The following is a 23,214-nucleotide window of genomic DNA, read 5'->3' as shown; positions in this document are numbered from 1 at the left end:
ACTGCGGATCCAATTGATTTGTCACCACCCTTAGACTGAATCAGTAGCGATGTGAAGGAGATAGCGATGGAAACCGCACCTGGTTCCGGTAGTCAGACCGGCACCGCGCGGGTGAAGCGCGGGATGGCCGAGATGCTCAAGGGCGGGGTCATCATGGACGTCGTCACCCCCGAGCAGGCGCGCATCGCCGAGGCCGCCGGCGCGGTGGCGGTCATGGCGCTGGAGCGGGTGCCCGCCGATATCCGCGCCCAGGGTGGCGTCTCGCGGATGAGCGACCCGGACATGATCGAGGGCATCATCGCCGCGGTCACCATCCCGGTGATGGCCAAGGTGCGCATCGGGCATTTCGTGGAGGCGCAGATCCTGCAGAGCCTCGGGGTGGACTACATCGACGAGTCCGAGGTGCTGACCCCGGCCGATTACGCCAACCACATCGACAAGTGGAAGTTCACCGTGCCGTTCGTGTGCGGGGCGACCAACCTGGGTGAGGCGCTGCGCCGGATCACCGAGGGCGCGGCGATGATCCGTTCCAAGGGTGAGGCCGGCACCGGCGACGTGTCGAATGCGACCACGCACATGCGTTCCATCGGTGGCGAGATCCGCCGGCTGGGTTCGCTGAGCGAGGACGAGTTGTTCGTGGCGGCCAAGGAGTTGCAGGCCCCCTACGACCTCGTGGTCGAGGTGGCCCGGGCGGGCAAGCTGCCGGTGACGATGTTCACCGCCGGCGGTATCGCCACGCCGGCGGATGCGGCGATGATGATGCAACTCGGTGCCGAGGGCGTGTTCGTGGGCTCGGGCATCTTCAAGTCCGGTGACCCGGCCGCACGTGCCGCGGCGATCGTGAAGGCCACCACCTTCTACGACGATCCCGATGTGCTGGCCAAGGTGTCGCGCGGGCTCGGCGAGGCCATGGTCGGTATCAACGTGGAGGACATTGCGCAGCCCCACCGGCTCGCCGAACGCGGCTGGTAGTCCGCCTGTGTCGATCGAAGAGATCCTCGACCTCGAGCAACTGGAAGTCGACATCTACCGCGGCGGGGTGTTCAGCCCGGAGTCCGGCTTCCTGCAGCGCACCTTCGGCGGGCATGTGGCCGGCCAGTCGCTGGTGTCGGCGGTGCGCACGGTGGATCCGAAGTTTCAGGTGCACTCGCTGCACGGCTACTTCCTGCGCCCCGGAGATGCCCGCGCACCGTCGGTGTACCTGGTGGAACGGATCCGTGACGGCGGATCGTTCGCCACCCGCCGGGTGAGTGTCGTCCAGCACGGGCAGACCATCTTCAGCATGTCGGCGTCGTTCCAGACCGATCAGAGCGGTATCGAGCACCAGGACGCCATGCCGTCGGCGCCCGCACCCGATGACATTCCCGGATTCAAGACCAACTCGAAGGTCTTCGACGACGCCAGTTTCCGCCAGTTCGATGAATGGGACGTGCGTATCGTCCCCCGCGATCAGGTGAACCGGTTGCCGGGCAAGGCTTCTCAGCAGCAGGTGTGGTTCCGCCACCGCGATCCGCTGCCGGATGACCCGGTGCTGCACATCTGCGCGCTGGCCTACTTGAGCGATCTGACGCTGCTGGGTTCGGCACAGGTCAATCACCCCGACGAGCGCAAGCATCTGATGATCGCGTCGCTGGATCACGCGATGTGGTTCATGCGGCCGTTCCGCGCCGATGAGTGGCTGCTCTATGACCAGTCCTCGCCGTCGGCCTGCGGCGGGCGTGCGCTCACCGAGGGCAAGCTGTTCAACCAGTACGGCGAGATGGTCGCGTCGGTGATGCAGGAGGGGCTGACCCGCTATCAGCGTGGTTTCACCCCACCCGGCCAGTGAGCGTCGCTGTCGGGGTGCTCGCCCTGCAGGGCGACACCCGTGAGCATCTGGCGGCATTGAACGAAGCCGGCGCCGAGGCCGTCACGGTGCGGCGTCTCGCCGAGTTGCAATCCGTCGACGCGCTTGTCATTCCGGGTGGCGAGTCCACGGCGATGAGTCACCTGCTGCGGGAGTTCGAGCTACTGGAGCCGCTGCGAGGGTTGCTGCGAGACGGGATGCCCGCCTACGGCTCGTGCGCGGGAATGATCCTGCTGGCCGGGGAGATCCTGGATGCCGGGGTTCCCGGGCGCGAGGCGCTACCACTGGGCGGCATAGACATGACGGTGCGCCGCAATGCTTTCGGTCGTCAGGTCGATTCCTTCGAGGAGGACCTGATGTTCACCGGTATCGACGGTCCGGTGCATGCGGTGTTCATCCGGGCCCCGTGGGTGGAACGGGTCGGACCCGAGGTCGAGGTGCTGGCCACGGCGGCCGGTCATCCGGTGGCGGTACGCCAGGGCCGGATGCTCGCCACTTCCTTCCACCCCGAGATGACCGGCGACCGGCGGGTGCACGCGATGTTCGTCGACATGGTGGCCGGCCGCTAGGCCTGGGCGATCGCAGCGATCAGGCTGTCGGTGAGTTCCTCGGCGGTGGTGTGCCATTTGTCGTTGCTGAGCAGGCCGCTCAATTCCAGCCCTGCTGCACCGTGTGCGCCGGTCAGTAGTAAGGCCGCGCAGCGCTGCGCGTGCTGTTCGCCGACGACCGCGGCGACGATGTCGGTGAACTCATCGCACATGCGTTGCGCGGCGCGGGCCACCGCGGTGGGGTCTGTAGCGGGTGCGCTGAACATCAGGTGGTACAGGTGCGGCTGGCGCCGGCTGATCTCGATGACGCCGAGGAGTGCGGTGCGGAGCGTGTCGGCGGGGAGGAGCCGGGAGTCTGTCCGCAGGGCGTGCATGCGATCGCCGATGCGCTCCCAGCCCTCGGTGGCGACCGCCGTCAGCAGGTTTTCCTTGTTCGCGAAGTGCCGGTAGGGCGCACCGCGGCTGAGGCCCGCCCGCGCGCCGACCTCACGCAGGGTCACGGCGTCGGGGCCTCCGCTGTCGAGTAGTTCGGCGGCGTCGTCGAGCAGGGTGCGTCGGGTGGCGGCGGCTGATTCAACGCGGGTCACCATGCGCCCATCCTATGTTGACATTGTCATCTGACAGCGTAGCCTCTTTCAGATGACAACGTCATCTGAATTCCGGGAGTTGGCCGTGGTCACCGGAGCGTCCACAGGCATCGGCGCCGCCACGGCACGCGCACTGGCCGGGCGGGGGTTCCATGTGCTTGCCGGTGTCCGGCGCGAGCAGGACGGCGACGCGATCCGGGAACCCGGTATCGAGCCGCTCATCCTCGACATCACCGAAGCGGACCACATCGCGGCGCTGGCCGCCCGGGTGAACGACGACCCGCAGGGGCGGACACTGCGGGCGCTGGTGAACAACGCCGCCGTCCAGGCCAACGTGCCGATCGAGGTGTTCGCGATCGACGAATGGCGACGCATGTTCGAGGTCAACCTCTTCGGTCAGGTGGCCGTCACCCAGATGCTGCTGCCGGCGCTCATGCGTTCCAAAGGCCGGGTGATCAACATCAGCTCGGTCGGCGGCCGGGTCGCGATGGCCACCTATGGTCCTTATGCCGCAACGAAGTTCGCGCTCGAAGCCGTCAGCGACGCACTGCGACGCGAGATGGCTCCATTCGGTGTCGGGGTGGTGGTGATCGAACCGGGGGCCGTGCGCACGGAGATGCTCGGGCGCGCGATCGCCACGGCCGGCGAGTCGGTGTCGGCCATGACCCCGGCGCAGAGTCGGCGCTACGGGGCACTGTTGCAGGCAGTGAACGCACAGGCGGTGTCGTCCACCGAGTCGGGCTTGCCCGCAGGCGCCGCGGCCGAGGTGATCGTCAAGGCGGTCACCGTGCGCAAGCCGCGCACGCGCTATACGGTCGGCCGCGAAGCGGCCATGATCCGGTGGCTGCCGTTGCTACCCGACCGCACGCTCGACCGCGTCTTCGCCGCCGCGCTGCGTCCGCATTTTCCCAAGGAGGACGGGCGATACCCGGCCGTTCCGGGCTAGGACTGGGCGGGCAGCACGTGGTCGGCGACCTTATCGGTCGACAGGCACAGCGAGCAGACGAACGCGTCGTGGGTCTCACATTTCATCATGTCGGGCCGCTCGTAGTCGTGATGGCACACATGGCATTTGAGGTGTTCTCCGGACGGGTTGCCGAGCTCGTCGTACATCGGCAGGTCGATGCCGTCATCGGTGCGGCGCAGATAGTACCGGCCCTTGGTGGCGACGGCAATGATCGGTGGCAGCACCAGGCCGAGCACGATGGCCACCAGCGGCGAGTACGGCCGGATGGCCTCGCCGAGCATGCCGAAGAATGTCAGCAGCGACACCCCGGCAGCGACGAACAGTGAGACGAACCCGACCGGATTGACCGCGTACAGCATGCCGCGGCGGAACTCGGGCTGCATCGGCGACAGTTTCAAGAGGTACTTGTTGAACACGATGTCGGAGGCCACCACCACAACCCAGGCGATACCGCAGTTGGCGTAGAACCCCAGGATGGAGTTCAGGAACGCGAACATGTTGGCTTCCATCAGGATCAGCGCGATCAGCAGGTTGAACGCGAGGAACACCAGCCGGCCGGGGTAGTGCTTGGTGACGCGGGTGAACGAGTTGGTCCACGCCAGCGAGCCGGAGTAGGCATTGGTGACGTTGATCTTGACCTGGCTGATCACCACCAGGATGACTGCCAGCGTCATGGCCAGCCACGGCGGCAGGAAGTTGCGGTAGATCTCCAGGAACTGGTGCACGGGTTCATTCGCGTTCGCCACGGCGCCGTCGAAGACGTTGGCGATCAGGTACACCGCCAGGAACAGGCCCACCACCTGTTTGATGGCGCCGAAGATCACCCAGCCCGGTCCGGCCAGGAACATCCACGTCCACCAGCTGCGGCTGTTCTCCGGTGTCCGGGGCGGCATGAAGCGCAGGTAGTCGATCTGTTCGGCGATCTGCACGATCAGCGACAGGCACACGCCGGCGGCCAGCAGCGTCATGCCCAGGTCGAAACCGCCGGTGCCGCTCTCACCCTGGAAGGCGAAGAACTCCCCGACCGATTCGGGGTGGCTGACCACCAGATAGACGAAGGGCGCGACCATCAGCACCAGCCACAGCGGCGTGGTCCAGACCTGCAGTGTGGAAAGCACTTTCATGCCGTAGATGACCAACGGGAAGATGACGATGGTGGACAGCGCATAACCGACCCACAGCGGTATCCCGAGTCCGAGCTCGAGGCCCTGCGCCATGATGGAGCCCTCGAGGGCGAAGAAGATGAAGGTGAACGTCGCGAAGATGACGTTGGTGACCACCGACCCGTAGTAGCCGAAACCGCTGCCGCGGGTGATCAGGTCGAGATCGACGTTGTAGCGCGCCGCGTAATAGGCGAGGGGAAATCCGGTCACCATCACCACGACCGCGAAGATGAGAATTCCCCACAACGCGTTGGTGGTCCCGTAGGCGATGCCGATATTGGCGCCGATCGCGAAATCGGCGAGGTAGGCGATACCGCCGAGTGCCGAGATGCCCACCACCCGGGTGGACCATTTGCGGTAGCTGCGCGGCGCGAAGCGCAGCGTGTAGTCCTCCAGCGTCTCCTTGGTGGCAGTCAGCCGATCAAGGTCGTTGTCGAGGTCCGCATGGCGCACCTCATCGCCGAGCTCCTGTGTCATTCGGCAAAATTAGGCCGACCGTGTTTCCCCGGCGTGACGGCCGTGTTCCGACCGGGCTCGAGGTTTGCACCCCAAATTGACTCTGGCGTAAGTCGTTTCAGCGAATGGGCAGACCGGTGATGGCGCGGCCCATCACCAGACGCTGGATCTCGCTGGTGCCTTCGAAGATCGTGAAGATCTTCGCGTCACGGTGCATCCGCTCGACGGGGTAGTCGCGGGTGTAGCCGTTGCCGCCGAGGATCTGGATGGCCTCATCGGTGACGTACACGGCGGTCTCGCTGGCCACCAGTTTGGCCATCGACCCCTCGGCGTTCTCGAACTGCTTGCCGTTGCGCGCCATCCAGCCGGCCCGGTACACCAGCAGGCGGGCGGCGTCGATGCGGGCCTTCATGTCGGCGAGCTTGAACGCGACACCCTGGAAATCGCCGATCTTGCGACCGAATTGCTCACGCTCGCAGGCGTAGTCGAGCGCGTACTCGTAGGCCGCGCGCGACACACCGACGGCCATCGCGCCGACGGTGGGGCGGGTGCGCTCGAAGGTCGCCATGGCGGCCTGGCCGGCGGCCTTCTTGCCCTCGCGCACCTTGGCGATCTTCGCGTCGAACTTCTCCTTGCCGCCGACGATCAGGCGCCCGGGGATGCGGACGTCGTCGAGGACCACCTCGGCGGTGTGCGAGGCGCGGATACCGTGCTTGAGGAACTTCTGGCCCTGGCTGAGACCTTTTGTGCCGGGCGGAATGATGAACGAAGCCTGCCCGCGGGTGCCGAGCTCGGGGTGCACCGAGGCCACGACGACGTGGACGTTGGCGATGCCGCCGTTGGTGGCCCAGGTCTTGGTGCCGTTGAGCACCCATTCGTCGGTGGCCTCGTCGTAGCGGGCCCGGGTCAGGATCGAGCCCACATCGGAGCCGGCATTGGGTTCGGACGCGCAGAACGCGGCGACCTCGGGCTTCTCGACGGTGCCGAACATCTGGGGCAGGAACTCACCGATCTGCTCGGGGGTGCCGGATCCGGCGACGGACGCCGCGGCCAATCCGGTGCCCAGGATCGACAGCGCGATACCGGCGTCGCCCCAGAACAGTTCCTCGAAGACGACGATCATGCCCAGGCCGGAGGGTTCGGCGGTTTGTTCGGCCATCATCTCCAGCGAGTAGAGGCCGATCTTGGCGGCCTCCTGAATGATCGGCCACGGCGTCTCCTCTCGCTCGTCCCACTCGGCGGCGGCAGGGCGCACGACGTCGGCAGCGAATTCGTGAACCCACTTCTGCACGTCGAGCAGGTCTGAGGACAACTCCAGGGAGAACGTCATGGCAGCTACCTTACTTTGGAGTAAGTTACTCCGGCGGCGACTGTGGCTCAACTAACACGCAGTCTGGCCTGACGGGGAAGGCGCCCCGGTGTGCCGACAACGAACCCAAGCTGGGGGACACGAAAGTGGGTGCCCGTAGACTGGGTAGTCGACGTTTGACCAGAAAGAGGGCGTACCTGCATGAGCGGCCATTCCAAGTGGGCCACCACAAAGCACAAGAAGGCCGTCGTCGACGCCAAGCGCGGCAAGATGTTCGCCAAGCTGATCAAGAACATCGAGGTCGCGGCCCGCACCGGTGGTGGTGACCCGTCGGGCAACCCGACGCTCTATGACGCCATCCAGAAGGCCAAGAAGTCGTCGGTGCCCAACGACAACATCGAGCGGGCCCGCAAGCGCGGTGGCGGCGAAGAAGCCGGCGGCGCCGACTGGCAGAACATCACCTACGAGGGCTACGGGCCCAATGGTGTTGCAGTGCTTATCGAATGCCTCACCGACAACCGCAACCGGGCCGCCGGCGAGGTGCGCGTCGCCATGACCCGCAACGGCGGCAACATGGCCGACCCGGGGTCGGTGTCCTACCTGTTCACCCGCAAGGGCGTCGTCACCCTCGACAAGAACGACCTCACCGAGGACGACGTGCTTGCCGCCGTGCTGGAGGCCGGCGCCGAGGAGATCAACGATCTGGGCGAGAGCTTCGAGATCATCTCCGAGCCCACCGACCTGGTGGCCGTGCGGACCGCGCTGCAGGACGCCGGTATCGACTACGACTCGGCGGACTCCGGTTTCCAGCCGTCGGTCAGCGTGCAGGTGGACCTCGAGGGCGCCCGCAAGGTGCTCAAGCTGATCGACGCGCTCGAAGACAGCGACGATGTGCAGGATGTCTACACCAATATCGACATCCCGGACGATGTCGCGGCCCAGCTAGACGAGGACTGATCCGCACGGGCGGCCTGCCGGTACCGCAGGGGTGACACGCCCACCTCGCGCTTGAACGCGTTGGAGAACGCGCTCTCGGCCCCGTACCCGAGCTCGTAACCGAGAACGGCGACGGCGACGTCGGTGTCCCGCAGCGCGCGTTGCGCCAGCACCATCCGCAACGTGCTCAGGTAGGTCATCGGCGGTACCCCGGCCGACGTGCGGAACCGCTCGGCGAACGAAGTCCGCGACATCGTGGCGATCCGCGCCAGTTCCGCCATCCGCCACGGCCTTCCGGGGTCGGCGTGCATGGCGGCCGCGGCCGGTCGCAGCTGATCGTCGGTGAGCAGCCGCAGCACACCCGGCGGTACCGCACCGGGCCGGTCCAGACGGGTGCGCAGCAGCGCCAGCACCAACAGCTGCGCAAACTGTGCGACGGCGAAGTCGCTGCCGATCCGGGCTGCGGTCATCTCCGCGTACACCCGGGACGCCAGGTCGTACAGTTCGGAGGCGCCGGGCGCGGCGGACCGAACGTGCAGCAGCGGCGGAAGAGCGGTGCGCAGGAGTTGACGGCCGACCTCGTTGACGCCGATGTGCCCGCCCAACATGACGTCCTGCTCTACGTCCCCGATCCGCACCAGCGGTTCGGTCGCGCTGAGTTCGAAGGCGACTGGGACGGCGCCGTCGGGGCTATTGGACAGAGTCACCCGGCGACGGTGGTTGAGGATCACCACGTCGCCGGCGCTCGCGTACACCGGGCTCACCCCGTCGGCGTGGATCCGCAGGCCACCGCGCACGACCGCGATGAACTTCAGCGGTTCGGTGATCTCGGCAGCGGTGGTCCAGGCTCCCGCGGCCGACAGCGCTCCGGACACCGCACCGCGGGCTTCCACCAAGCGCAGCACCGCCGAGAGCGGGTCGCGGCCGACTTCCGGACGATCGCGCATGCTTTGCGGACTCATGACGATGGAAAGTCCGCCGGCCCGGACGTTATTCCGGGCATGACGCACAAACAACACCCCATCGGTTCAGGATTCACCGCAGCATCGTCGGCCACGGATGTGCTGGCCGGCATCGATCTCACCGGCCGGCAGATCATCGTGACCGCCGGGCACGTCGGACTCGGACTGGAGACCACGCGGGCGCTGAGCCGCGCGGGTGCCTCCGTGGTGGTCGGGGCGCGCTCGCCGGAACGCGCCGCGGCCGCGGTGGCGGACCTGCCCGGAGTACAGGTCCACCGCCTCGACCTGCTTGATCCGCGGTCGGTCGCTGACTTCGCCGCCGGCTATCTGGACACCGGCCGGCCGTTGCACACGCTTGTCAACAACGCCGGGATCATGGGCGGGCCGCTGGTTCGCGACGGCCGCGGATACGAGGCGCAGTTCGCCACCAACCATCTGGGCCACTTCCAACTGACCAACGCGTTGTTGCCCGCGCTGCGTGCGGCGACCGGTGCACGGGTGGTGGAGCTGTCGTCATGGGGTCACCACCTGTCCGACATACGTTGGGATGAACCGCATTTCGAGGACGAGAGCTCATATGACGGCATGCTGGCCTACGGCCAATCCAAGACGGCCAACGTGCTGTTCGCCGTCGAACTGGACCGGCTGTGGTCCGATGACGGCATCCGCGGCTACGCGCTGCATCCCGGCGGCATCCTCGGCACGAACCTCGCGCCGTGGATGCCCGACGAGGGGTGGAAGCTGATGGGGTTGATCGACGAACACGGCAATGTGGTCATTGATCCCGACCGCGACCTCAAGACACCGCAGCAGGGCGCGGCCACCACAGTGTGGGCCGCGACCAGCCCGCTGCTCGACGACATCGGCGGGGTGTTCCTGCAGAACAGCGACATCGCCCCGCTGGAGGACATCGACGAACCGGTGGCGGTGGAGTTCGGCACCGGGCCGTTCGAGATGACCGTGGGGGTGACCCGGTACGCGGTCGACCCGGAGTCCGCGCAGCGACTGTGGGGGCTCAGCGAGAAACTGCTGGCGGTCTAGATGGCCTCGCCGATCGCCGTCTCGCCCGAGATGACCTCGAAGGTCCGCCCCGCCGTCGCGGGGGAGTCCAGCACCGCCAGCAGCACCGCGGCGACATCGGCGCGCGCGATCGTGCCACGGCCGGTCGACTCGGCGATCTGAACCCTGCCGGTGCCCGGGTCGTCGGTGAGCCCGCCCGGCCGCACGATGGTGCTCTGCAGCGCGCTGCGCGCCCGCACGTTCGCATCGGCCTCGGATTTGGCGCGGATATAGGCCAAGAAGACCTCGTCGTATCCGTCGTCCAGGCTGCGGTCATCGGCCGATATCGCCGACACCATCAGATACCGGGGCACACCCGCGGCCTCGGCCGCATCGGCCAGCAGGATCGCCGCGTCCCGGTCCACCGTCTGCTTGCGCGCGACACCGCTGCCCGGACCGGCCCCGGCGGCGAACACCACCGCATCGGCCCCGCGCACCGCCTCGGCGACCTGGTCCACGGTGCTGTGCTCCAGATCCAGCACCACGGCCTGCGCCCCGACCGCCTCCAGATCGGTGGCGTGCGAGGGGTTTCGGATCAGCCCGACCGGCACATCACCCCGGGCCGCCAGCAGCTGCTCCAGAATCAACGCGATCTTTCCGTGTCCGCCTGCTATGACCACTCGCATCTGTCCATGGTGGCACGGCAAGATATCCGCGTGTCCCTCTCCGGATGTGTCGGGCCCGGCGGCTACGCTATCGAACACGTGTTCTGATGGGCGAAGGGGCTGGCGTGCGGGTAATGGGAGTCGATCCCGGGTTGACGCGCTGCGGGTTGTCGGTGATCGAGACCGGTCGCGGTCGCCATGTCATCGCCCTCGATGTCGACGTCGTGCGGACACCGGCCGGGGAGGCGCTGGAACGGCGGCTGCTCACCATCAGTGACACCGTCGAGTACTGGATGGACACCCACCGCCCCGACGTGATCGCCATCGAGCGGGTGTTTGCCAACCAGAATGCCAACACTGCGATGGGCACCGCGCAGGCCGGCGGCGTGATCGCGCTGGCCGCCGCCCGCCGCGATATCGATGTGCACTTCCACACCCCCAGCGAGGTCAAGGCCGCGGTCACCGGCAACGGCCGGGCCGATAAGGCGCAGGTCACCACCATGGTCACCAAAATCCTTGGACTGCAACAGAAGCCGACGCCAGCCGACGCTGCGGATGCGCTGGCGCTCGCCATCTGCCACTGCTGGAGGGCGCCGATGATCGCCCGGATGGCCGAGGCGGAGGCCAAGGCCGCCGAGGCCAAACGAAAGTACGAGTCCAAGCTCAAGGCGGCCCGCGCATGATCGCCTCGGTGCGCGGCGAGATCATCGAGATCGCCCTCGATCACGCGGTCGTGGAGGCCGCCGGTGTCGGCTACAAGGTGATGGCCACCCCCTCGACGCTGTCCACGCTGCGCCGCGGCGAGGAGGCCCGGCTGATCACCGCCATGATCGTGCGCGAGGACTCGATGACGTTGTACGGCTTCGCCGACGGTGAATCGCGCGACCTGTTCAGCACGCTGCTGGGGGTCTCCGGTGTCGGCCCGAAGATCGCGCTGGCCACCCTGGCCGTGTATGACGCGAACTCGCTGCGCCAGGCACTGGCCGACGGTGATGTCACCGCGTTGACCAGGGTGCCGGGCATCGGAAAGCGCGGCGCCGAGCGGCTGGTGCTGGAACTGCGCGACAAGATCGGTGCGGTGCCCGGCGCCGGCGGTTCGGCAACGGTCACCGGACACGCGGTGCGGATGCCGGTGGTGGAAGCCCTTGTCGGCCTTGGCTTCGCGGCCAAGCAGGCCGAGGAGGCCACCGACAAGGTGCTCGCCGATGATCCGGCGGCCACCACGTCGACCGCGCTGCGCGCGGCACTGTCGATGCTGGGTAAGAAGTAATGGGCCGTTTCGATTCAGAACCCGACGATGACACCGAGGAGCGGGACGTATCGCCGGCGCTGACAGTCGGTGAGGCCGACGTCGACGCCAGCCTGCGGCCGCGCACGCTGGGTGAGTTCATCGGGCAGCACCGGGTGCGCGAACAGCTCCAGCTGGTTCTCGAGGGTGCCAAGAACCGGGGCGGCACACCGGATCACATCCTGCTGTCCGGCCCGCCCGGCCTGGGCAAGACCTCACTGGCGATGATCATCGCCGCCGAGCTGAGCTCGGCGCTGCGGGTGACGTCCGGCCCGGCGCTGGAACGCGCCGGGGATCTCGCGGCGATGCTGTCCAACCTCGTCGAGGGTGATGTGCTGTTCATCGACGAAATCCACCGCATCGCGCGGCCCGCCGAGGAGATGCTGTATCTGGCGATGGAGGACTTCCGGGTCGACGTCGTGGTCGGCAAAGGCCCTGGGGCGACCTCGATTCCGCTCGACGTGGCACCGTTCACCCTGGTGGGCGCGACCACCCGCTCCGGCGCGTTGACCGGCCCGCTGCGCGATCGTTTCGGTTTCACCGCGCACATGGATTTCTACGAGCCGACCGATCTGGAACGGGTGCTACACCGTTCGGCCGGGATCCTCGGGATCGAACTGGAGGCCACCGCCGGGTCCGAGGTCGCCCGCCGCTCCCGAGGCACCCCGCGTATCGCCAACCGGCTGCTGCGCCGGGTCCGCGATTACGCGGAGGTACGTGCCGACGGCATCATCACCCGCGATATCGCCAAGGCGGCGCTGGAGGTCTACGACGTCGACGAACTCGGCCTGGACCGCCTGGACCGTGCGGTGCTCTCCGCCCTGACCCGCAGCTTCGGTGGCGGACCGGTCGGGGTCTCCACCCTGGCCGTCGCGGTGGGGGAGGAAGCCACCACCGTCGAGGAGGTGTGCGAGCCGTTCCTGGTGCGGGCCGGGATGATCGCCCGCACCCCGCGCGGCCGGGTCGCGACGCCGCTGGCATGGACACATCTCGGTCTGCAACCGCCGGTCACCGGTTTCGGGCAGACCGGGCTGTTTGAATAGTCTCCATGCTCACTGCCGGTCTCATCGTCGCCAGCCTCGCCGCCCTGCTGCACGTGTACATCTTCGTGATGGAATCGCTGACCTGGACCGCGCCGCGCACCCGGGCGACCTTCGGGCTGAGCGCCCAAGAGGCGGAGGCCACCAAGGAAATGGCTTTCAATCAGGGCTTCTACAACCTGTTCCTGGCCATCGTGACGGGGATCGGTGTCGGCGCAGCGATCGCCGGCCACCACGCGGTCGGGACCGCCCTGGTGTTGGCCGGGGTGGGATCGATGCTGGCGGCCGCGCTGGTGTTGTTGGTGTCCTCGCCGGACAAGGCCCGCGCCGCCGTCACCCAGGGAGTGTTCCCGTTGATTGCGGTCCTGTTCGTGGCGGTCAATCTGGTTACCGCGTGATCAAGGTGGGTAGTCCTTCGGCATGACCGAGGAGGCCACCATGTCCGACACCCGAGTACGCCCTGCCCGCGGCGGCAGGCTGGCGATATCGCGCAGCCGCGGAGCGCTCAGCGGATTCCTGTTGATCCTGCTTGGCATGTGGGGAGCCTTCATCCCGTTCGTCGGGCCCTATTTCGACTTCGCATACACCCCTGATTCGCCGTGGACGTGGACGCTGGGCCGGGGATGGTTGGAAGTGCTGCCGGGTGTGGTGGCCGTGATCGGTGGCCTACTGCTGCTGGTGTCGCGTAATCGCGCCACCGCCATGCTGGGCGGATGGCTGGCCGTGGCCGCCGGTGCGTGGTTTGTCGTGGGGCGTGCGCTGGCGGCGCCGCTGGCCCTCGGCAATGTCGGGAGCCCGGTGGCCGTCACGGAGGGCAAGCGGGTGGTGGTGGAGCTGGCGTACTTCTCCGGCCTCGGCGCGCTGATCGTCTTCCTGGCCGCAGTCGCGGTCGGGCGGTTGTCGGTGCGCAGCGTCCGGGACGTGGAGATCGGCGAGGCCGAAACCGCCAAGCCGGTCGCCACGACGGGTGCGCAGCCGGTGGTGATGCCCGATCAGAAGACCGAGGTCATCGGACCCACCGCGGACGCGCAGCACAAGCGCGGCTGGCGGGACATGTTCGGGAAGCGCGACCGCAACAACGAGCTGCACACCACCAGGTGATCTATTGCGCGACGGTGTCGGACGCGTGGCGGACCTGATCGCCGCCGGCCCGCTTGGCGGCGTACATCGCGCGGTCCGCGGCGCCGAGGAGCTCATCGAGTGCCTCCCTGGAGGCCGGCAGACGCGCGGCGAAGGCGGTGCCGACGCTGGCGGTGACCCCGTCCGGTAGGCCTGCGATCGCGGCGCGAACCCGGTCGGCGAGGTGAAGTATGTGTCGGTCACCGGTCGTGGCAGCGATGCAGAACTCTTCGCCGCCGATACGGGCCACCACGGCATCGCCGCCGGCGACCCTGCGCAGCACAGCGGCCACCGCTTTGAGTACCTCGTCGCCGGCGGCGTGTCCCAAGGTGTCGTTGATCTGTTTGAAGCAGTCCAGATCCACCATCACCAGCCCGAGCGCCCCGCGCCCGCGGAGGACGCGACCGGCCCGGTGTCCCACGGCCCGATAGAACCCACGCCGGTTGTGCAGGCCGGTGAGGACGTCGACGTCCGAGTTCACCGCGTCAGCGCCCAGAAGCTGGACGAGTATCTGGCCCATCATCGGCACGGTGAGCATGCTCGCCAGAATCAGCAGAAGCTGGCTGATCGCCAGGGCGGGATCGCCGATCATGGCGGTCCGCACGCCGCAGATCACCGCGGTACCCACTCCGATGCCGAGCACCAGTGCCAGGAAAGGGCTGTTCTGGGTGAACGCCACCAGGCCACCGATCGCCGAGAAGATGGCGCACGCCAGCAGTCCGTGCTGTGGTTCCAGGACGATCAGGCAGGCCCCCGAGACGCACACCGCCGACAGCACCGCGAAGATGCGGGACACCTGCCGCGACGGCCATCGGATCAGCCATGCGACCGTCATGCTCCAGCACAGCACGGTCGCCGAGACCGCGATGACGTAGGTCGGCCATCCGGAGGGCACCGCCGGACTCCACAGCAGCAGCAGCGGCACGAATCCGAGTCCGGTGACCGTGGCGGCCATGATCAATTGCAGAGGCCAGCGGAGCTGTTGCGACTCCAGGTACACCGAGAGCCACTCATAGTGGTCGGGTTGCCGCCACCACCGGCGAATCGTGTTCATCGAGTCAGTTCGTGTGAAAGATCGAGCTCCATTGTGGCCGGTATCACTGTACGGCGTTCAAGCGGATGCTCAGCACACCAATGCGCAGCTAGCTGCGGGACTGCTCGGGGTCCAGTTCGTCGAGCAACTGCTGCATCGTGCGGCACATCTGGGCGAAATGGTCGCGACCGACGACGTCTGCCCAGCGTTGCTCGAGATCGATGACCCGGTCTCCGGCAGCGGCCATGAGAGCGCGCCCCCGTGCGGTCAGGTCGATGAGCTTGGCTCTACCGTCCGCCGGGTCGGGGCGACGGCTGAGGTAACCGGACTCGACGAGATCGTTGATCAGCTCCGACGCGGCCGCCAGGCTCAGCTGTGCCCGGTCGGCCAGTTCGGTCAGTCGGATGCCACCGGTGCGGATGTTGCCGAATATCTGGAAGTGCGGTTCCCGGACATCGCCGAAGCCGGCGGCCGCGCGGGGCTCGGTCAGGTCATCACGGAACAGCCGCAGCAGCCGGACGAGGAGTTGGCCGATGGCCAGACGGTCGTCGGGGTGCTCACTTGACGGAGCCATGGACGATCAGCATACTACGGTTACCGAAGTTTCGGTTTCCGAAGTAATTGGAGAGTCATGGCCGTCGAGCAAATCGTCACCGATGTGGGCAGGTTGCGTGTCGAGACGCTGGGTGCCGGTCCGCCGGTGGTGCTGTGGCACAGTCTGTTCCTGGATTCTCGATCGTGGTGCGGCGCCGCCGAGGACCTGGCGGGCGGCCGCTCGGTGGTGGTGATCGACGGGCCGTCGCACGGCGGCAGCGAACCCATCGGGCGCGACTTCGGCTTCGCCGACTGTGTCGCGGCGGCCGTGTCGGTGCTGGACGCGCTCGGCATCGACGAACCCGTCGACTGGGTGGGCAACGCCTGGGGCGGGCATGTGGGAATCCAACTGGCCGTGCACAGGCCCGAGCGCGTGCGCACCCTCACCACGATCGGCACACCTGCCCATGCTCTGCGATCGGTCGAACGCTGGACCAAAGCCTGGCCGCTCGTGCAGCTCTATCGGGTCGCCGGGCCGAACCCACTGCTGCTCAAACCGCTCGCGGACGCGCTGGTGGGGCGGGAATCATATTCTGCAGCACCGAACCTCGCGGACGAGGTGATGAGTGCGTTCGTCCGGGCGGACCGGCCGTCGATGTTCCGTGCCGTGCGGTCGATGATGCTGAACCGTCCCGACATGTCCGCCGACATGGCCCGGATTGCCGCCCCGGTGCTCATGGTGGCAGGCCGAGACGACATCACCGGCTGGCGGCCGGCCGACGCCCAGACCGTCGCGGAACCGATGACCGACGCCACCGTGCTGGGTGTCCGCGGCTCCGGGCACTCCTCGCCGCTGCTGACCGACCGCGAGTCGGTCGTCGCCGGCCTGCAACAGTTTTGGAGCGGTGCCCGGGCACGCTAGGGCGCGCCGGATTCGTGATGGTTCTGACCGCGGGGAAACCGGTTACGCGAGTTCCTTGAGCGCAGCCGCCAGTACGTCCAGACCCTCGTTGAGCAACTCGTCGCTGATCGCCAGCGGCGGCAGGAAACGCAGCACGTTTCCGTAGGTGCCGCAGGACAACACGATGACCCCCTGGGAGTGGGCGGCCGCGCACAGCGCCTTCGTCAGCTCGGCATCGGGCTCGATACCGCCGGGCTTGACGAGTTCCACCGCGATCATCGCGCCGCGCCCGCGCACATCGCCGATCCGGTCGTCATCGGCCTGCAACTGGTGCAACCGATCCTTCATCAGCGTCTCGATCGCAGCCGCGCGCTCCACGAGACCGTCGGATTCGATGGTTTCGATGGTCGCCAGGGCTGCCGCGCAGGCGACCGGGTTGCCGCCGTAGGTGCCGCCCAGGCCGGAGACGTGCGGGGCATCCATGATGTCGGCGCGGCCGGTGACCGCGGACAGCGGCAGGCCGCCGGCGATGCCCTTGGCGGTGACGATCAGGTCCGGCTCGATCCCTTCGTGCTCGCAGGCGAACATCGCCCCGGTACGGGCGAACCCGGTCTGCACCTCGTCGGCGATGAACACGACATCGTTGTCCCGGCACCAGGCCAGCAGGGTGGCCAGGAAGCCCTGGGCGGGAACGATGAATCCGCCCTCACCCTGGATCGGCTCGATGATGACGGCGGCCAGGTTGTCCGCCCCGACCTGCTTGTCGATCACGCTGATCGCGCGCCGGGCGGCCAGTTCACCGTCGGTGGCCAGTTCCTTGCCGAACTCGGCGTCCCGGAACGGATAGGACAGCGGCGCCCGGTAGATCTCGGGTGCGAACGGGCCGAACCCGTTCTTATAGGGCATCGACTTCGCGGTCAGCGCCATCGTGAGGTTCGTGCGGCCGTGGTAGGCGTGGTCGAAGGCCACCACCGCCTGCTTGCGGGTGTAGGAGCGGGCGATCTTGATCGCGTTCTCGACGGCCTCGGATCCGGTGTTGAACAACGCCGAACGTTTCTCGCCGGCACCGGGGGTCAGCCGGTTGAGGTGTTCGCAGACGTCCACGTACTGCTCGTAGGGCGTCACCATGAAACAGGTATGGGTGAACTCGCCCGCCTGGGCGGCGACCGCCTCGGCCACCCGGGGCGCGGCGTTGCCGATGGTGGTGACCGCGATACCCGACCCCAGGTCGATGAGCCGATTGCCGTCGACGTCCTCGACGATGCCGCCCCCGGCACGGGCGGCATAGACCGGCATCGTGGTGCCGACACCGCGGGACACCGCGGCGGTCTTGCGGTCGATCAGGGCCGACGACTTCGGTCCTGGGATGGCGGTGGCGAGATGACGGGTCTGTTCGACGGCAGTCACGGCTGACTCCTGATCGGGGGGTGGGCTAAACCCTAATCCGCCGGCCGCGGATGCGGGTGAAAACCACTGCTGGCACGGGATACACCTTCGGAATACGTGTATTGGAAGGAATTGTGCCACGAATTCGGTTGGCTCAGCACCGTGTAGTAGACGGGTTACGTCGCCCCCCGCCCTCGGAAGCTGCAGGGGTGAGCCGATGGAGGCGAGCAGCGGTAATGGCACACTGGTGTGCCGTACCCGCTGAACAACCGCGAAGGACAGCAGTTTCATGGACCTCGTCGTATTCCTGCCCCTCATCCTCATCATGGGCGCATTCATGTTCTTCGCGTCGCGCCGGCAGAAGAAGGCCATGCAGGCCACCATCGATCTGCACGAGTCACTGACCATCGGCGATCGCGTGCACACCACCTCGGGTCTGCAGGGCACGATCGCCGGTATCACCGCCGACCACGTCGACCTCGAGATCGCCCCCGGCGTCGTCACCACCTGGATGAAGCTGGCCGTCCGGGACCGCATCGAGGACGCCGATGACGACGAATACGAAGACGACGAAACCGACAGCTACGAAGACGAGTCCGGCGCCGTGGAGTTGACCGACAGGCCGGCACCCAAGACTGACGGCAACTGACTCAGCTTCACCGCGTACCCTCCCGGTAGCGCTGCACAATCGTGTAGCCGAGCAGTGCTGAGTATCCCCGCCCCTGATCGTTTCAAGGAGACCCAAGAACCGTGGCTTCGTCTTCGGCGCCGGTCCACCCTGCCCGCTATCTGACGCTCTTCATGGTGCTTCTCGTCGGTGTCTACCTGCTGGTCTTCCTGACCGGGGACAAGCAGGCCGAACCGAAGTTGGGCATCGATCTGCAGGGCGGCACCCGTGTCACTCTCACCGCGCGCACGCCGGACGGCTCGCAGCCGTCGCGGGAATCGTTGTTACAGGCGCAGGAGATCATCAGCTCGCGCGTGGACGGGCTCGGCGTCTCGGGCTCCGAGGTCATCATCGACGGCGACAACCTGGTCATCACCGTTCCCGGCGATGACGGTTCCGAGGCCCGCAGCCTCGGTCAGACCGCACGGCTCTACATCCGCCCGGTGATCCATGCCATGCCGGCGCAGGCTCCCGGCGATCCGGCCGCTCAGGCACCCCCCGCAGGCGCGCCGGGCATGCCCGGTCTGCCGGGCGGCGACCCCGGCATGCCGCCGCTGCTGGCGCCGGCCGAGCCCGAGGCCCCGATCCGCACTCCCGGTGAACCCGCCGCCGAGCCGGGTGCACCCGCACCTCCGCCGGCCCAGCCGCGTCCCTATCCGCTGGAGCCTGCACCGTCGCCGTCGCCGTCGCCGTCGCCGTCGCCGTCGCCGTCACCCACGCCGGCGCCCGGGCAGCCGCCCGTTCCCGGCCAGCCTCCTGCTGCCCCCGGCGCACCGGATGAGGATGCCGACCTGGCTCAGCGCATCGCCGACGAGAAGCAGTTGCGCCAAAGCACCGACCAGAGCATCCAGTTGCTGGCGCTGCAGTTCCAGGCCACCCGCTGCAACGAGGAGGATGTGCTCGCCGGCAACGACGATCCCAACCTGCCGCTGGTCACCTGCTCGGTGGACCACAACACCGTGTACCTGCTCGACAAGTCGATCATGAGCGGTGAAGAGATCAAGACCGCCGGATCCGGACTGGATCCGCAGCGCGGTGACTACGTCGTCGATGTCGAGTTCAAGAGCGGTGGCTCCCAGACCTGGGCCGATTTCACCGCCGCCAACGTCGGCACCCAGACCGCGTTCACGCTGGACTCGCAGGTGGTCAGCGCCCCGGAGATCCAGGAGGCGATTCCCGGTGGCCGCACCCAGATCACCGGACAGTTCACCGACGCCTCGGCGCGCGAGCTGGCCAACGTCCTCAAATACGGCTCGCTGCCGCTGTCCTTCGAGTCCTCGGAAGCCGAAACCGTCTCGGCCACACTCGGTTTGACCTCGCTCAAGGCGGGGTTGATCGCCGGTGCGGTGGGACTGGCGCTGGTGCTGCTCTATTCGCTGCTCTACTACCGGGTGCTGGGTCTGCTGACCGCGCTGTCGCTCATCCTGGCCGGTGCCATGGCCTATGCCCTGCTGGTGCTGCTCGGTAGGTGGATCGGCTACACGCTCGACCTGGCCGGCATCGCAGGTCTGATCATCGGTATCGGGACGACCGCCGACTCGTTCGTGGTGTTCTTCGAGCGCATCAAGGACGAGATCCGCGAGGGCCGCTCGTACCGGTCGGCGGTGCCGCGCGGTTGGGCCCGCGCCCGCAAGACGATTCTGTCCGGCAACGCCGTCACCTTCCTGGCCGCCGCGGTGCTCTACTTCCTGGCCGTCGGCCAGGTGAAGGGCTTCGCCTTCACGCTGGGTCTGACCACCATCCTGGACGTCCTGGTCGTGTTCCTGGTGACCTGGCCGCTGGTGTACCTGACCTCCAAGTCCGCGACGCTGGCCAAGCCGGCGTACAACGGGCTCGGGGCGATTCAGCAGATCGCCCGCGAGCGGCGTGCCGTGCACTCGACAGGACGGGGTTAGTCAATGTCGGCCAAGCACTCCTCGGAAGAGGCCACCGTGGCTGAGACCGCGTCCGGCGAGGCCCCGAAGCACAGCTTCTTCGTGCGCCTCTACACCGGAACCGGCGCCTTCGAGGTCATCGGCAAGCGCAAGCTCTGGTACGCCGTCAGTGGCGTCATCGTCGGCATCTCGCTGCTGGCCATGCTGGTGCGCGGATTCACCTTCGGTATCGACTTCGAGGGCGGCACCAAGTTCTCGATGCCGGTCGACGGCGCAAAGGGCCAGGCCACCACCGAACAGGTGGAGACGGTCTACAGCGACACGTTCGGCAAACCGCCCGAGACGGTGGTCATCGTCGGCAACGGCCCGTCGGCCACCGTGCAGATCCGCACCGAGACGCTGGACAACGCGGACACCGAGAAGCTGCGCGTCGCGCTGTTCGATGCGTTCGCGCCCAAGGGTGCCAACGGCGAGCCCAGCAAGCAGGCCATCAGCGACTCGGCGGTGTCCTCGACCTGGGGCGGGCAGATTACCCAGAAGGCCCTCATCGCGCTGGTGGTGTTCCTGGTGCTCGTCACCATCTACATCACGCTGCGCTACGAGCGGTACATGGCGCTTGCGGCGCTGGCGGCATTGTTCTTCGACCTGATCGTCACCGCGGGCGTGTACGCGTTGGTGGGTTTCGAAGTGTCGCCGGCCACTGTGATCGGCCTGCTGACCATCCTGGGCTTCTCCCTCTATGACACCGTCATCGTGTTCGACAAGGTCGAGGAGAACACCGACGGTTTCGAGCACACCACCCGCCGGACCTTCGCCGAACAGGCCAACCTCGCGGTGAACCAGACGTTCATGCGCTCGATCAACACCAGCCTCATCTCGGCGCTGCCGATCATCGCGCTGATGGTCATCGCGGTCTGGCTGCTCGGCGTGGGCACCCTGCAGGATCTGGCGCTCGTGCAGTTGGTCGGTGTCCTCGTCGGTACCTACTCCTCGATCTATTTCGCCACCCCGCTGCTGGTGAGTTTGCGGGAGCGCACCGAGCTGGTGAGCAAGCACACCAAGCGGGTGATGCGGCGCCGTGCCGCGGCAGCGGCCAAGACGGGCGCCGACGCCGATATCGACATCGACGACGATGACACCGTCGATGAGAGTGCCGCCGACGAGCCGAAGACGGTGACCGCGCCTGCCGGACCGGCACCGGACAAGCCCGCTCCCGGCGCGCGCCCGAACCGGCCCACCCGACCGTCGGGCAAACGGCGGACCTAGTGTCCCGGGCTGTGAACCAGCGGACCGGCACGGCGGTGGCCGCGCTGTCGCTGTCGGTGGGCTTGGTGCTGGCGGGCTGCTCATCCGGTTCCGACGATGTCATCGACTACGCCGTCGACGGATCGCTGACCACCTACAACACCAACTCGGTGGCCGGCGCGGCCTCCGGTGGTCCGCAGGCCTTCGCCCGGGTGCTCACCGGCTTCACCTACCGCGGCCCGGACGGTCAGATCGTCAGCGACCGTGACTACGGCACGGTCTCGGTGGTCGGTCGCGCACCGTTGGTGCTCGACTACGAGATCAACGCCAACGCCGTCTACTCCGACGGCAAACCGATCACCTGCGATGACATGGTGCTGACCTGGGCCGCGCAGTCCGGCCGGTTCCCGGCCTTCGATGCGGCCAGCACCGCCGGCTACCGCGATATCGCCACGATCGACTGTGTGCCGGGCCAGAAGAAGGCCCGGGTGTCCTTCGCCCAGGACCGCGCCGTCGTGGACTACGGCCAGCTGTTCGGGGCGACCGCGATGCTGCCCTCGCATGTGCTCGCCGACGAGCTGGACCTCGGTGACGGCGGAGTCACCACCGCCGTGCAGACCAGCGATGTCGGGGCCCTGGATCGCATTGCGCGGGCCTGGAACTCGACCTGGGACCTGAGCGCCGACGTCGACCTGAAGCGGCTGCCGTCCTCCGGCCCGTACAAGGTGGATTCGGTGACCGCGGAGGGCGCGGTCGTGCTGGTGGCCAATGACAAGTGGTGGGGCGCCAAGCCGGCCGCGCCGCGGGTGACGGTGTGGGCGCGCGGCGCCGATATCCAGGACCGGATCAACAGCGGGGCCTTCGACGTCGTCGATATCTCGACCGGCTCAGCGGGCACCCTGAACCTGCCCGCGGGGTACTCCCGCACCGACACCGCATCGGCCGGTATCGAGCAGCTGATCTACTCGGCGCAGGGGCCGATGGCCGCACCACCGGCGCGGCGTGCTTTGTCGCTGTGCACACCGCGAGACACCATCGCGCGCAACGCGCAGGTGCCGATCGCCAACGCCCGGCTCAATCCCACCACCGAGGACGCCGTCTCGGCCGCCGAAAGTGCGGGGGAGGCAGGGCAGTTCAGCGTCGCCAATATCGAGGGCGCGCGGCAGGCGCTGAACAACCAGCCGCTGACCGTCCGGATCGGCTATCAGAGCCCCAACCCGCGACTTGCCGCCACCGTCGGTTCCATCGCCCAGGCCTGTGCTGCCGCGGGGATCACCGTCACCGAGGCCGCCGGCGATTCCGTCGGTCCGCTGAGCCTGCGCGACAACTCGATCGACGTGCTCATCGCCAGCACCGGAGGTGCCCCGGGCAGCGGCTCGACGGGCTCGTCGACCCTGGACGCCTACGACCTGCACACCGGTAACGGCAACAACCTGTCCGGGTACAGCAACGAGCGCATCGACGGCATCATCGACGCGCTGGTGGTGACGACGGTCCCCAAGGAACAGGCGCGCCTGTTGGGGGAGAGCGGACCGATCCTGTGGGCCGACGTCCCGACGCTGCCGCTGTACCGTCAGCAGCGGACTCTGCTCACCTCCAAGCAGGTGAGCGCTGTCAGCAGTAACCCGACCCGATGGGGAGCAGGATGGAACATGGACCGATGGTCGCTGACGTGAAGCCCGTTGGTCC

24 protein-coding genes are annotated in these 23,214 nt (G+C 67.5%); 16 read left to right on the top strand and 8 right to left on the bottom strand.

All coding sequences use genetic code 11. The features are described from left to right. Nucleotides 1-66: 66 nt before the first annotated feature. From pdxS to pdxT, 3 genes are read left to right on the top strand one after another with little or no spacing between them, the layout of a single operon-like run. A complete protein-coding gene (gene pdxS, locus EXE63_RS31470) occupies nt 67-972 on the top strand; it encodes a pyridoxal 5'-phosphate synthase lyase subunit PdxS (RefSeq protein ID WP_105365329.1) in 906 nt (301 codons plus the stop codon). 7 nt (nt 973-979) lie between these two features. After that, nucleotides 980-1,828: an acyl-CoA thioesterase II gene (tesB, locus tag EXE63_RS31465; protein WP_168145208.1), complete on the top strand. Its 849-nt coding sequence runs from the start codon at nt 980-982 to the stop codon at nt 1,826-1,828. Beyond that, nucleotides 1,825-2,415: a pyridoxal 5'-phosphate synthase glutaminase subunit PdxT gene (pdxT, locus tag EXE63_RS31460; RefSeq protein WP_168145207.1), complete on the top strand. Its 591-nt coding sequence runs from the start codon at nt 1,825-1,827 to the stop codon at nt 2,413-2,415. Before tesB ends, pdxT begins: the two co-directional genes overlap by 4 nt. Here the strand turns inward: pdxT and EXE63_RS31455 are convergent. Beyond that, complete coding sequence (locus EXE63_RS31455; RefSeq protein WP_234904344.1) at nt 2,412-2,984, bottom strand: TetR/AcrR family transcriptional regulator; 573 nt, start codon at nt 2,982-2,984, stop codon at nt 2,412-2,414. The genes pdxT and EXE63_RS31455 overlap by 4 nt on opposite strands. Before the next feature lie 49 nt (nt 2,985-3,033). On the opposite strand from EXE63_RS31455, the gene EXE63_RS31450 reads away from it, so the two are divergent. Next, complete coding sequence (locus EXE63_RS31450; protein ID WP_168145206.1) at nt 3,034-3,927, top strand: SDR family NAD(P)-dependent oxidoreductase; 894 nt, start codon at nt 3,034-3,036, stop codon at nt 3,925-3,927. Here the strand turns inward: EXE63_RS31450 and EXE63_RS31445 are convergent. Then, complete coding sequence (locus tag EXE63_RS31445) at nt 3,924-5,588, bottom strand: purine-cytosine permease family protein (RefSeq protein WP_168145205.1); 1,665 nt, start codon at nt 5,586-5,588, stop codon at nt 3,924-3,926. The two genes, EXE63_RS31450 and EXE63_RS31445, sit on opposite strands and share 4 nt — an antisense overlap. A gap of 97 nt (nt 5,589-5,685) precedes the next feature. Continuing rightward, the gene (locus EXE63_RS31440; RefSeq protein ID WP_168145204.1) at nt 5,686-6,897 is read right to left on the bottom strand and encodes an acyl-CoA dehydrogenase family protein; all 1,212 of its coding nucleotides are present in this window, start codon (nt 6,895-6,897) and stop codon (nt 5,686-5,688) included. A gap of 180 nt (nt 6,898-7,077) precedes the next feature. Between EXE63_RS31440 and EXE63_RS31435 the strand changes: the two genes are divergently transcribed. Continuing rightward, nucleotides 7,078-7,833, top strand: a complete 756-nt coding sequence (locus EXE63_RS31435; protein WP_168145203.1) for a YebC/PmpR family DNA-binding transcriptional regulator — start codon at nt 7,078-7,080, stop codon at nt 7,831-7,833. Here EXE63_RS31435 and EXE63_RS31430 read toward each other — a convergent pair. After that, a complete protein-coding gene (locus EXE63_RS31430; RefSeq protein WP_234904343.1) occupies nt 7,779-8,774 on the bottom strand; it encodes an AraC family transcriptional regulator in 996 nt (331 codons plus the stop codon). The two genes, EXE63_RS31435 and EXE63_RS31430, sit on opposite strands and share 55 nt — an antisense overlap. A gap of 39 nt (nt 8,775-8,813) precedes the next feature. Here EXE63_RS31430 and EXE63_RS31425 point away from each other — a divergent pair, with 39 nt between their 5' ends. After that, the gene (locus EXE63_RS31425) at nt 8,814-9,815 is read left to right on the top strand and encodes an SDR family NAD(P)-dependent oxidoreductase (protein WP_168145202.1); all 1,002 of its coding nucleotides are present in this window, start codon (nt 8,814-8,816) and stop codon (nt 9,813-9,815) included. Here EXE63_RS31425 and EXE63_RS31420 read toward each other — a convergent pair. Beyond that, nucleotides 9,812-10,459, bottom strand: coding sequence for an SDR family oxidoreductase (locus tag EXE63_RS31420; RefSeq protein ID WP_168145201.1), 648 nt, complete (start codon nt 10,457-10,459; stop codon nt 9,812-9,814). The genes EXE63_RS31425 and EXE63_RS31420 overlap by 4 nt on opposite strands. Before the next feature lie 104 nt (nt 10,460-10,563). Here EXE63_RS31420 and ruvC point away from each other — a divergent pair, with 104 nt between their 5' ends. Genes ruvC through EXE63_RS31395 form a run of 5 tightly spaced genes read left to right on the top strand, consistent with a single transcriptional unit; the run spans nt 10,564 to nt 13,867 of the window. Next, complete coding sequence (ruvC, locus tag EXE63_RS31415) at nt 10,564-11,121, top strand: crossover junction endodeoxyribonuclease RuvC (RefSeq protein WP_168145200.1); 558 nt, start codon at nt 10,564-10,566, stop codon at nt 11,119-11,121. After that, the gene (gene ruvA / locus EXE63_RS31410) at nt 11,118-11,708 is read left to right on the top strand and encodes a Holliday junction branch migration protein RuvA (protein ID WP_168145199.1); all 591 of its coding nucleotides are present in this window, start codon (nt 11,118-11,120) and stop codon (nt 11,706-11,708) included. The genes ruvC and ruvA overlap by 4 nt, the downstream gene beginning before the upstream one ends. Beyond that, nucleotides 11,708-12,769 carry a Holliday junction branch migration DNA helicase RuvB gene (ruvB, locus tag EXE63_RS31405; protein ID WP_168145198.1) on the top strand — a complete coding sequence of 354 codons (1,062 nt, stop codon included), beginning with the start codon at nt 11,708-11,710 and terminating at the stop codon, nt 12,767-12,769. The genes ruvA and ruvB overlap by 1 nt, the downstream gene beginning before the upstream one ends. A gap of 5 nt (nt 12,770-12,774) precedes the next feature. Next, entirely contained in the window at nt 12,775-13,164 is a 390-nt protein-coding gene (locus tag EXE63_RS31400) for a DUF1304 domain-containing protein (protein WP_168145197.1), read from the top strand. Nucleotides 13,165-13,204: 40 nt separating this feature from the next. Then, a complete protein-coding gene (locus EXE63_RS31395; RefSeq protein WP_168145196.1) occupies nt 13,205-13,867 on the top strand; it encodes a hypothetical protein in 663 nt (220 codons plus the stop codon). A 1-nt stretch (nt 13,868) separates the two neighbouring features. Here the strand turns inward: EXE63_RS31395 and EXE63_RS31390 are convergent, their stop codons facing one another. Together EXE63_RS31390 and EXE63_RS31385 are read right to left on the bottom strand one after the other, a co-directional pair. Continuing rightward, nucleotides 13,869-14,939, bottom strand: a complete 1,071-nt coding sequence (locus tag EXE63_RS31390) for a GGDEF domain-containing protein (protein WP_168145195.1) — start codon at nt 14,937-14,939, stop codon at nt 13,869-13,871. A gap of 88 nt (nt 14,940-15,027) precedes the next feature. Then, a complete protein-coding gene (locus EXE63_RS31385; protein WP_210000168.1) occupies nt 15,028-15,492 on the bottom strand; it encodes a MarR family winged helix-turn-helix transcriptional regulator in 465 nt (154 codons plus the stop codon). A gap of 57 nt (nt 15,493-15,549) precedes the next feature. Between EXE63_RS31385 and EXE63_RS31380 the strand changes: the two genes are divergently transcribed. Next, nucleotides 15,550-16,374 (top strand): alpha/beta fold hydrolase, encoded by an 825-nt coding sequence (locus EXE63_RS31380; RefSeq protein ID WP_168145194.1) that lies wholly within the window; start codon nt 15,550-15,552, stop codon nt 16,372-16,374. A gap of 42 nt (nt 16,375-16,416) precedes the next feature. Here the strand turns inward: EXE63_RS31380 and gabT are convergent, their stop codons facing one another. Then, nucleotides 16,417-17,760: a 4-aminobutyrate--2-oxoglutarate transaminase gene (gene gabT, locus EXE63_RS31375; protein WP_168145193.1), complete on the bottom strand. Its 1,344-nt coding sequence runs from the start codon at nt 17,758-17,760 to the stop codon at nt 16,417-16,419. Between the two features lie 268 nt (nt 17,761-18,028). On the opposite strand from gabT, the gene yajC reads away from it, so the two are divergent. The 4 genes from yajC to EXE63_RS31355 all read left to right on the top strand — a co-directional run bounded on the left by yajC (nt 18,029) and on the right by EXE63_RS31355 (nt 23,201). Then, nucleotides 18,029-18,388: a preprotein translocase subunit YajC gene (gene yajC, locus EXE63_RS31370; protein ID WP_168145192.1), complete on the top strand. Its 360-nt coding sequence runs from the start codon at nt 18,029-18,031 to the stop codon at nt 18,386-18,388. Nucleotides 18,389-18,489: 101 nt separating this feature from the next. Beyond that, nucleotides 18,490-20,301: a protein translocase subunit SecD gene (secD, locus tag EXE63_RS31365; RefSeq protein ID WP_168145191.1), complete on the top strand. Its 1,812-nt coding sequence runs from the start codon at nt 18,490-18,492 to the stop codon at nt 20,299-20,301. Between the two features lie 3 nt (nt 20,302-20,304). Next, nucleotides 20,305-21,546 carry a protein translocase subunit SecF gene (gene secF / locus EXE63_RS31360; protein ID WP_168145190.1) on the top strand — a complete coding sequence of 414 codons (1,242 nt, stop codon included), beginning with the start codon at nt 20,305-20,307 and terminating at the stop codon, nt 21,544-21,546. Between the two features lie 11 nt (nt 21,547-21,557). Beyond that, nucleotides 21,558-23,201, top strand: a complete 1,644-nt coding sequence (locus EXE63_RS31355; protein ID WP_210000166.1) for an ABC transporter substrate-binding protein — start codon at nt 21,558-21,560, stop codon at nt 23,199-23,201. Nucleotides 23,202-23,214: the final 13 nt, after the last annotated feature.

The organism is Mycolicibacterium frederiksbergense (assembly GCF_012223425.1).
Classification (GTDB): Bacteria; Actinomycetota; Actinomycetes; order Mycobacteriales; family Mycobacteriaceae; genus Mycobacterium; species Mycobacterium frederiksbergense.
Note: the sequence above shows the minus strand (reverse complement) of the source record. Positions and strands in the feature narration are given on the sequence as shown.

Coding starts and splice junctions, on each gene's coding strand:
- EXE63_RS31435 (WP_168145203.1), top strand. CDS start 7,078: ATGAGCGGCCATTCCAAGTGGGCCACCACAAAGCACAAGAAGGCCGTC.
- EXE63_RS31395 (WP_168145196.1), top strand. CDS start 13,205: ATGTCCGACACCCGAGTACGCCCTGCCCGCGGCGGCAGGCTGGCGATA.
- EXE63_RS31420 (WP_168145201.1), bottom strand. CDS start 10,459: ATGCGAGTGGTCATAGCAGGCGGACACGGAAAGATCGCGTTGATTCTG.
- EXE63_RS31425 (WP_168145202.1), top strand. CDS start 8,814: ATGACGCACAAACAACACCCCATCGGTTCAGGATTCACCGCAGCATCG.
- EXE63_RS31450 (WP_168145206.1), top strand. CDS start 3,034: ATGACAACGTCATCTGAATTCCGGGAGTTGGCCGTGGTCACCGGAGCG.
- EXE63_RS31430 (WP_234904343.1), bottom strand. CDS start 8,774: ATGAGTCCGCAAAGCATGCGCGATCGTCCGGAAGTCGGCCGCGACCCG.
- secF (WP_168145190.1), top strand. CDS start 20,305: ATGTCGGCCAAGCACTCCTCGGAAGAGGCCACCGTGGCTGAGACCGCG.
- yajC (WP_168145192.1), top strand. CDS start 18,029: ATGGACCTCGTCGTATTCCTGCCCCTCATCCTCATCATGGGCGCATTC.
- pdxS (WP_105365329.1), top strand. CDS start 67: ATGGAAACCGCACCTGGTTCCGGTAGTCAGACCGGCACCGCGCGGGTG.
- EXE63_RS31380 (WP_168145194.1), top strand. CDS start 15,550: ATGGCCGTCGAGCAAATCGTCACCGATGTGGGCAGGTTGCGTGTCGAG.
- EXE63_RS31400 (WP_168145197.1), top strand. CDS start 12,775: ATGCTCACTGCCGGTCTCATCGTCGCCAGCCTCGCCGCCCTGCTGCAC.
- ruvB (WP_168145198.1), top strand. CDS start 11,708: ATGGGCCGTTTCGATTCAGAACCCGACGATGACACCGAGGAGCGGGAC.
- EXE63_RS31445 (WP_168145205.1), bottom strand. CDS start 5,588: ATGACACAGGAGCTCGGCGATGAGGTGCGCCATGCGGACCTCGACAAC.
- EXE63_RS31440 (WP_168145204.1), bottom strand. CDS start 6,897: ATGACGTTCTCCCTGGAGTTGTCCTCAGACCTGCTCGACGTGCAGAAG.
- EXE63_RS31455 (WP_234904344.1), bottom strand. CDS start 2,984: ATGGTGACCCGCGTTGAATCAGCCGCCGCCACCCGACGCACCCTGCTC.
- EXE63_RS31390 (WP_168145195.1), bottom strand. CDS start 14,939: ATGAACACGATTCGCCGGTGGTGGCGGCAACCCGACCACTATGAGTGG.
- ruvA (WP_168145199.1), top strand. CDS start 11,118: ATGATCGCCTCGGTGCGCGGCGAGATCATCGAGATCGCCCTCGATCAC.
- EXE63_RS31385 (WP_210000168.1), bottom strand. CDS start 15,492: ATGGCTCCGTCAAGTGAGCACCCCGACGACCGTCTGGCCATCGGCCAA.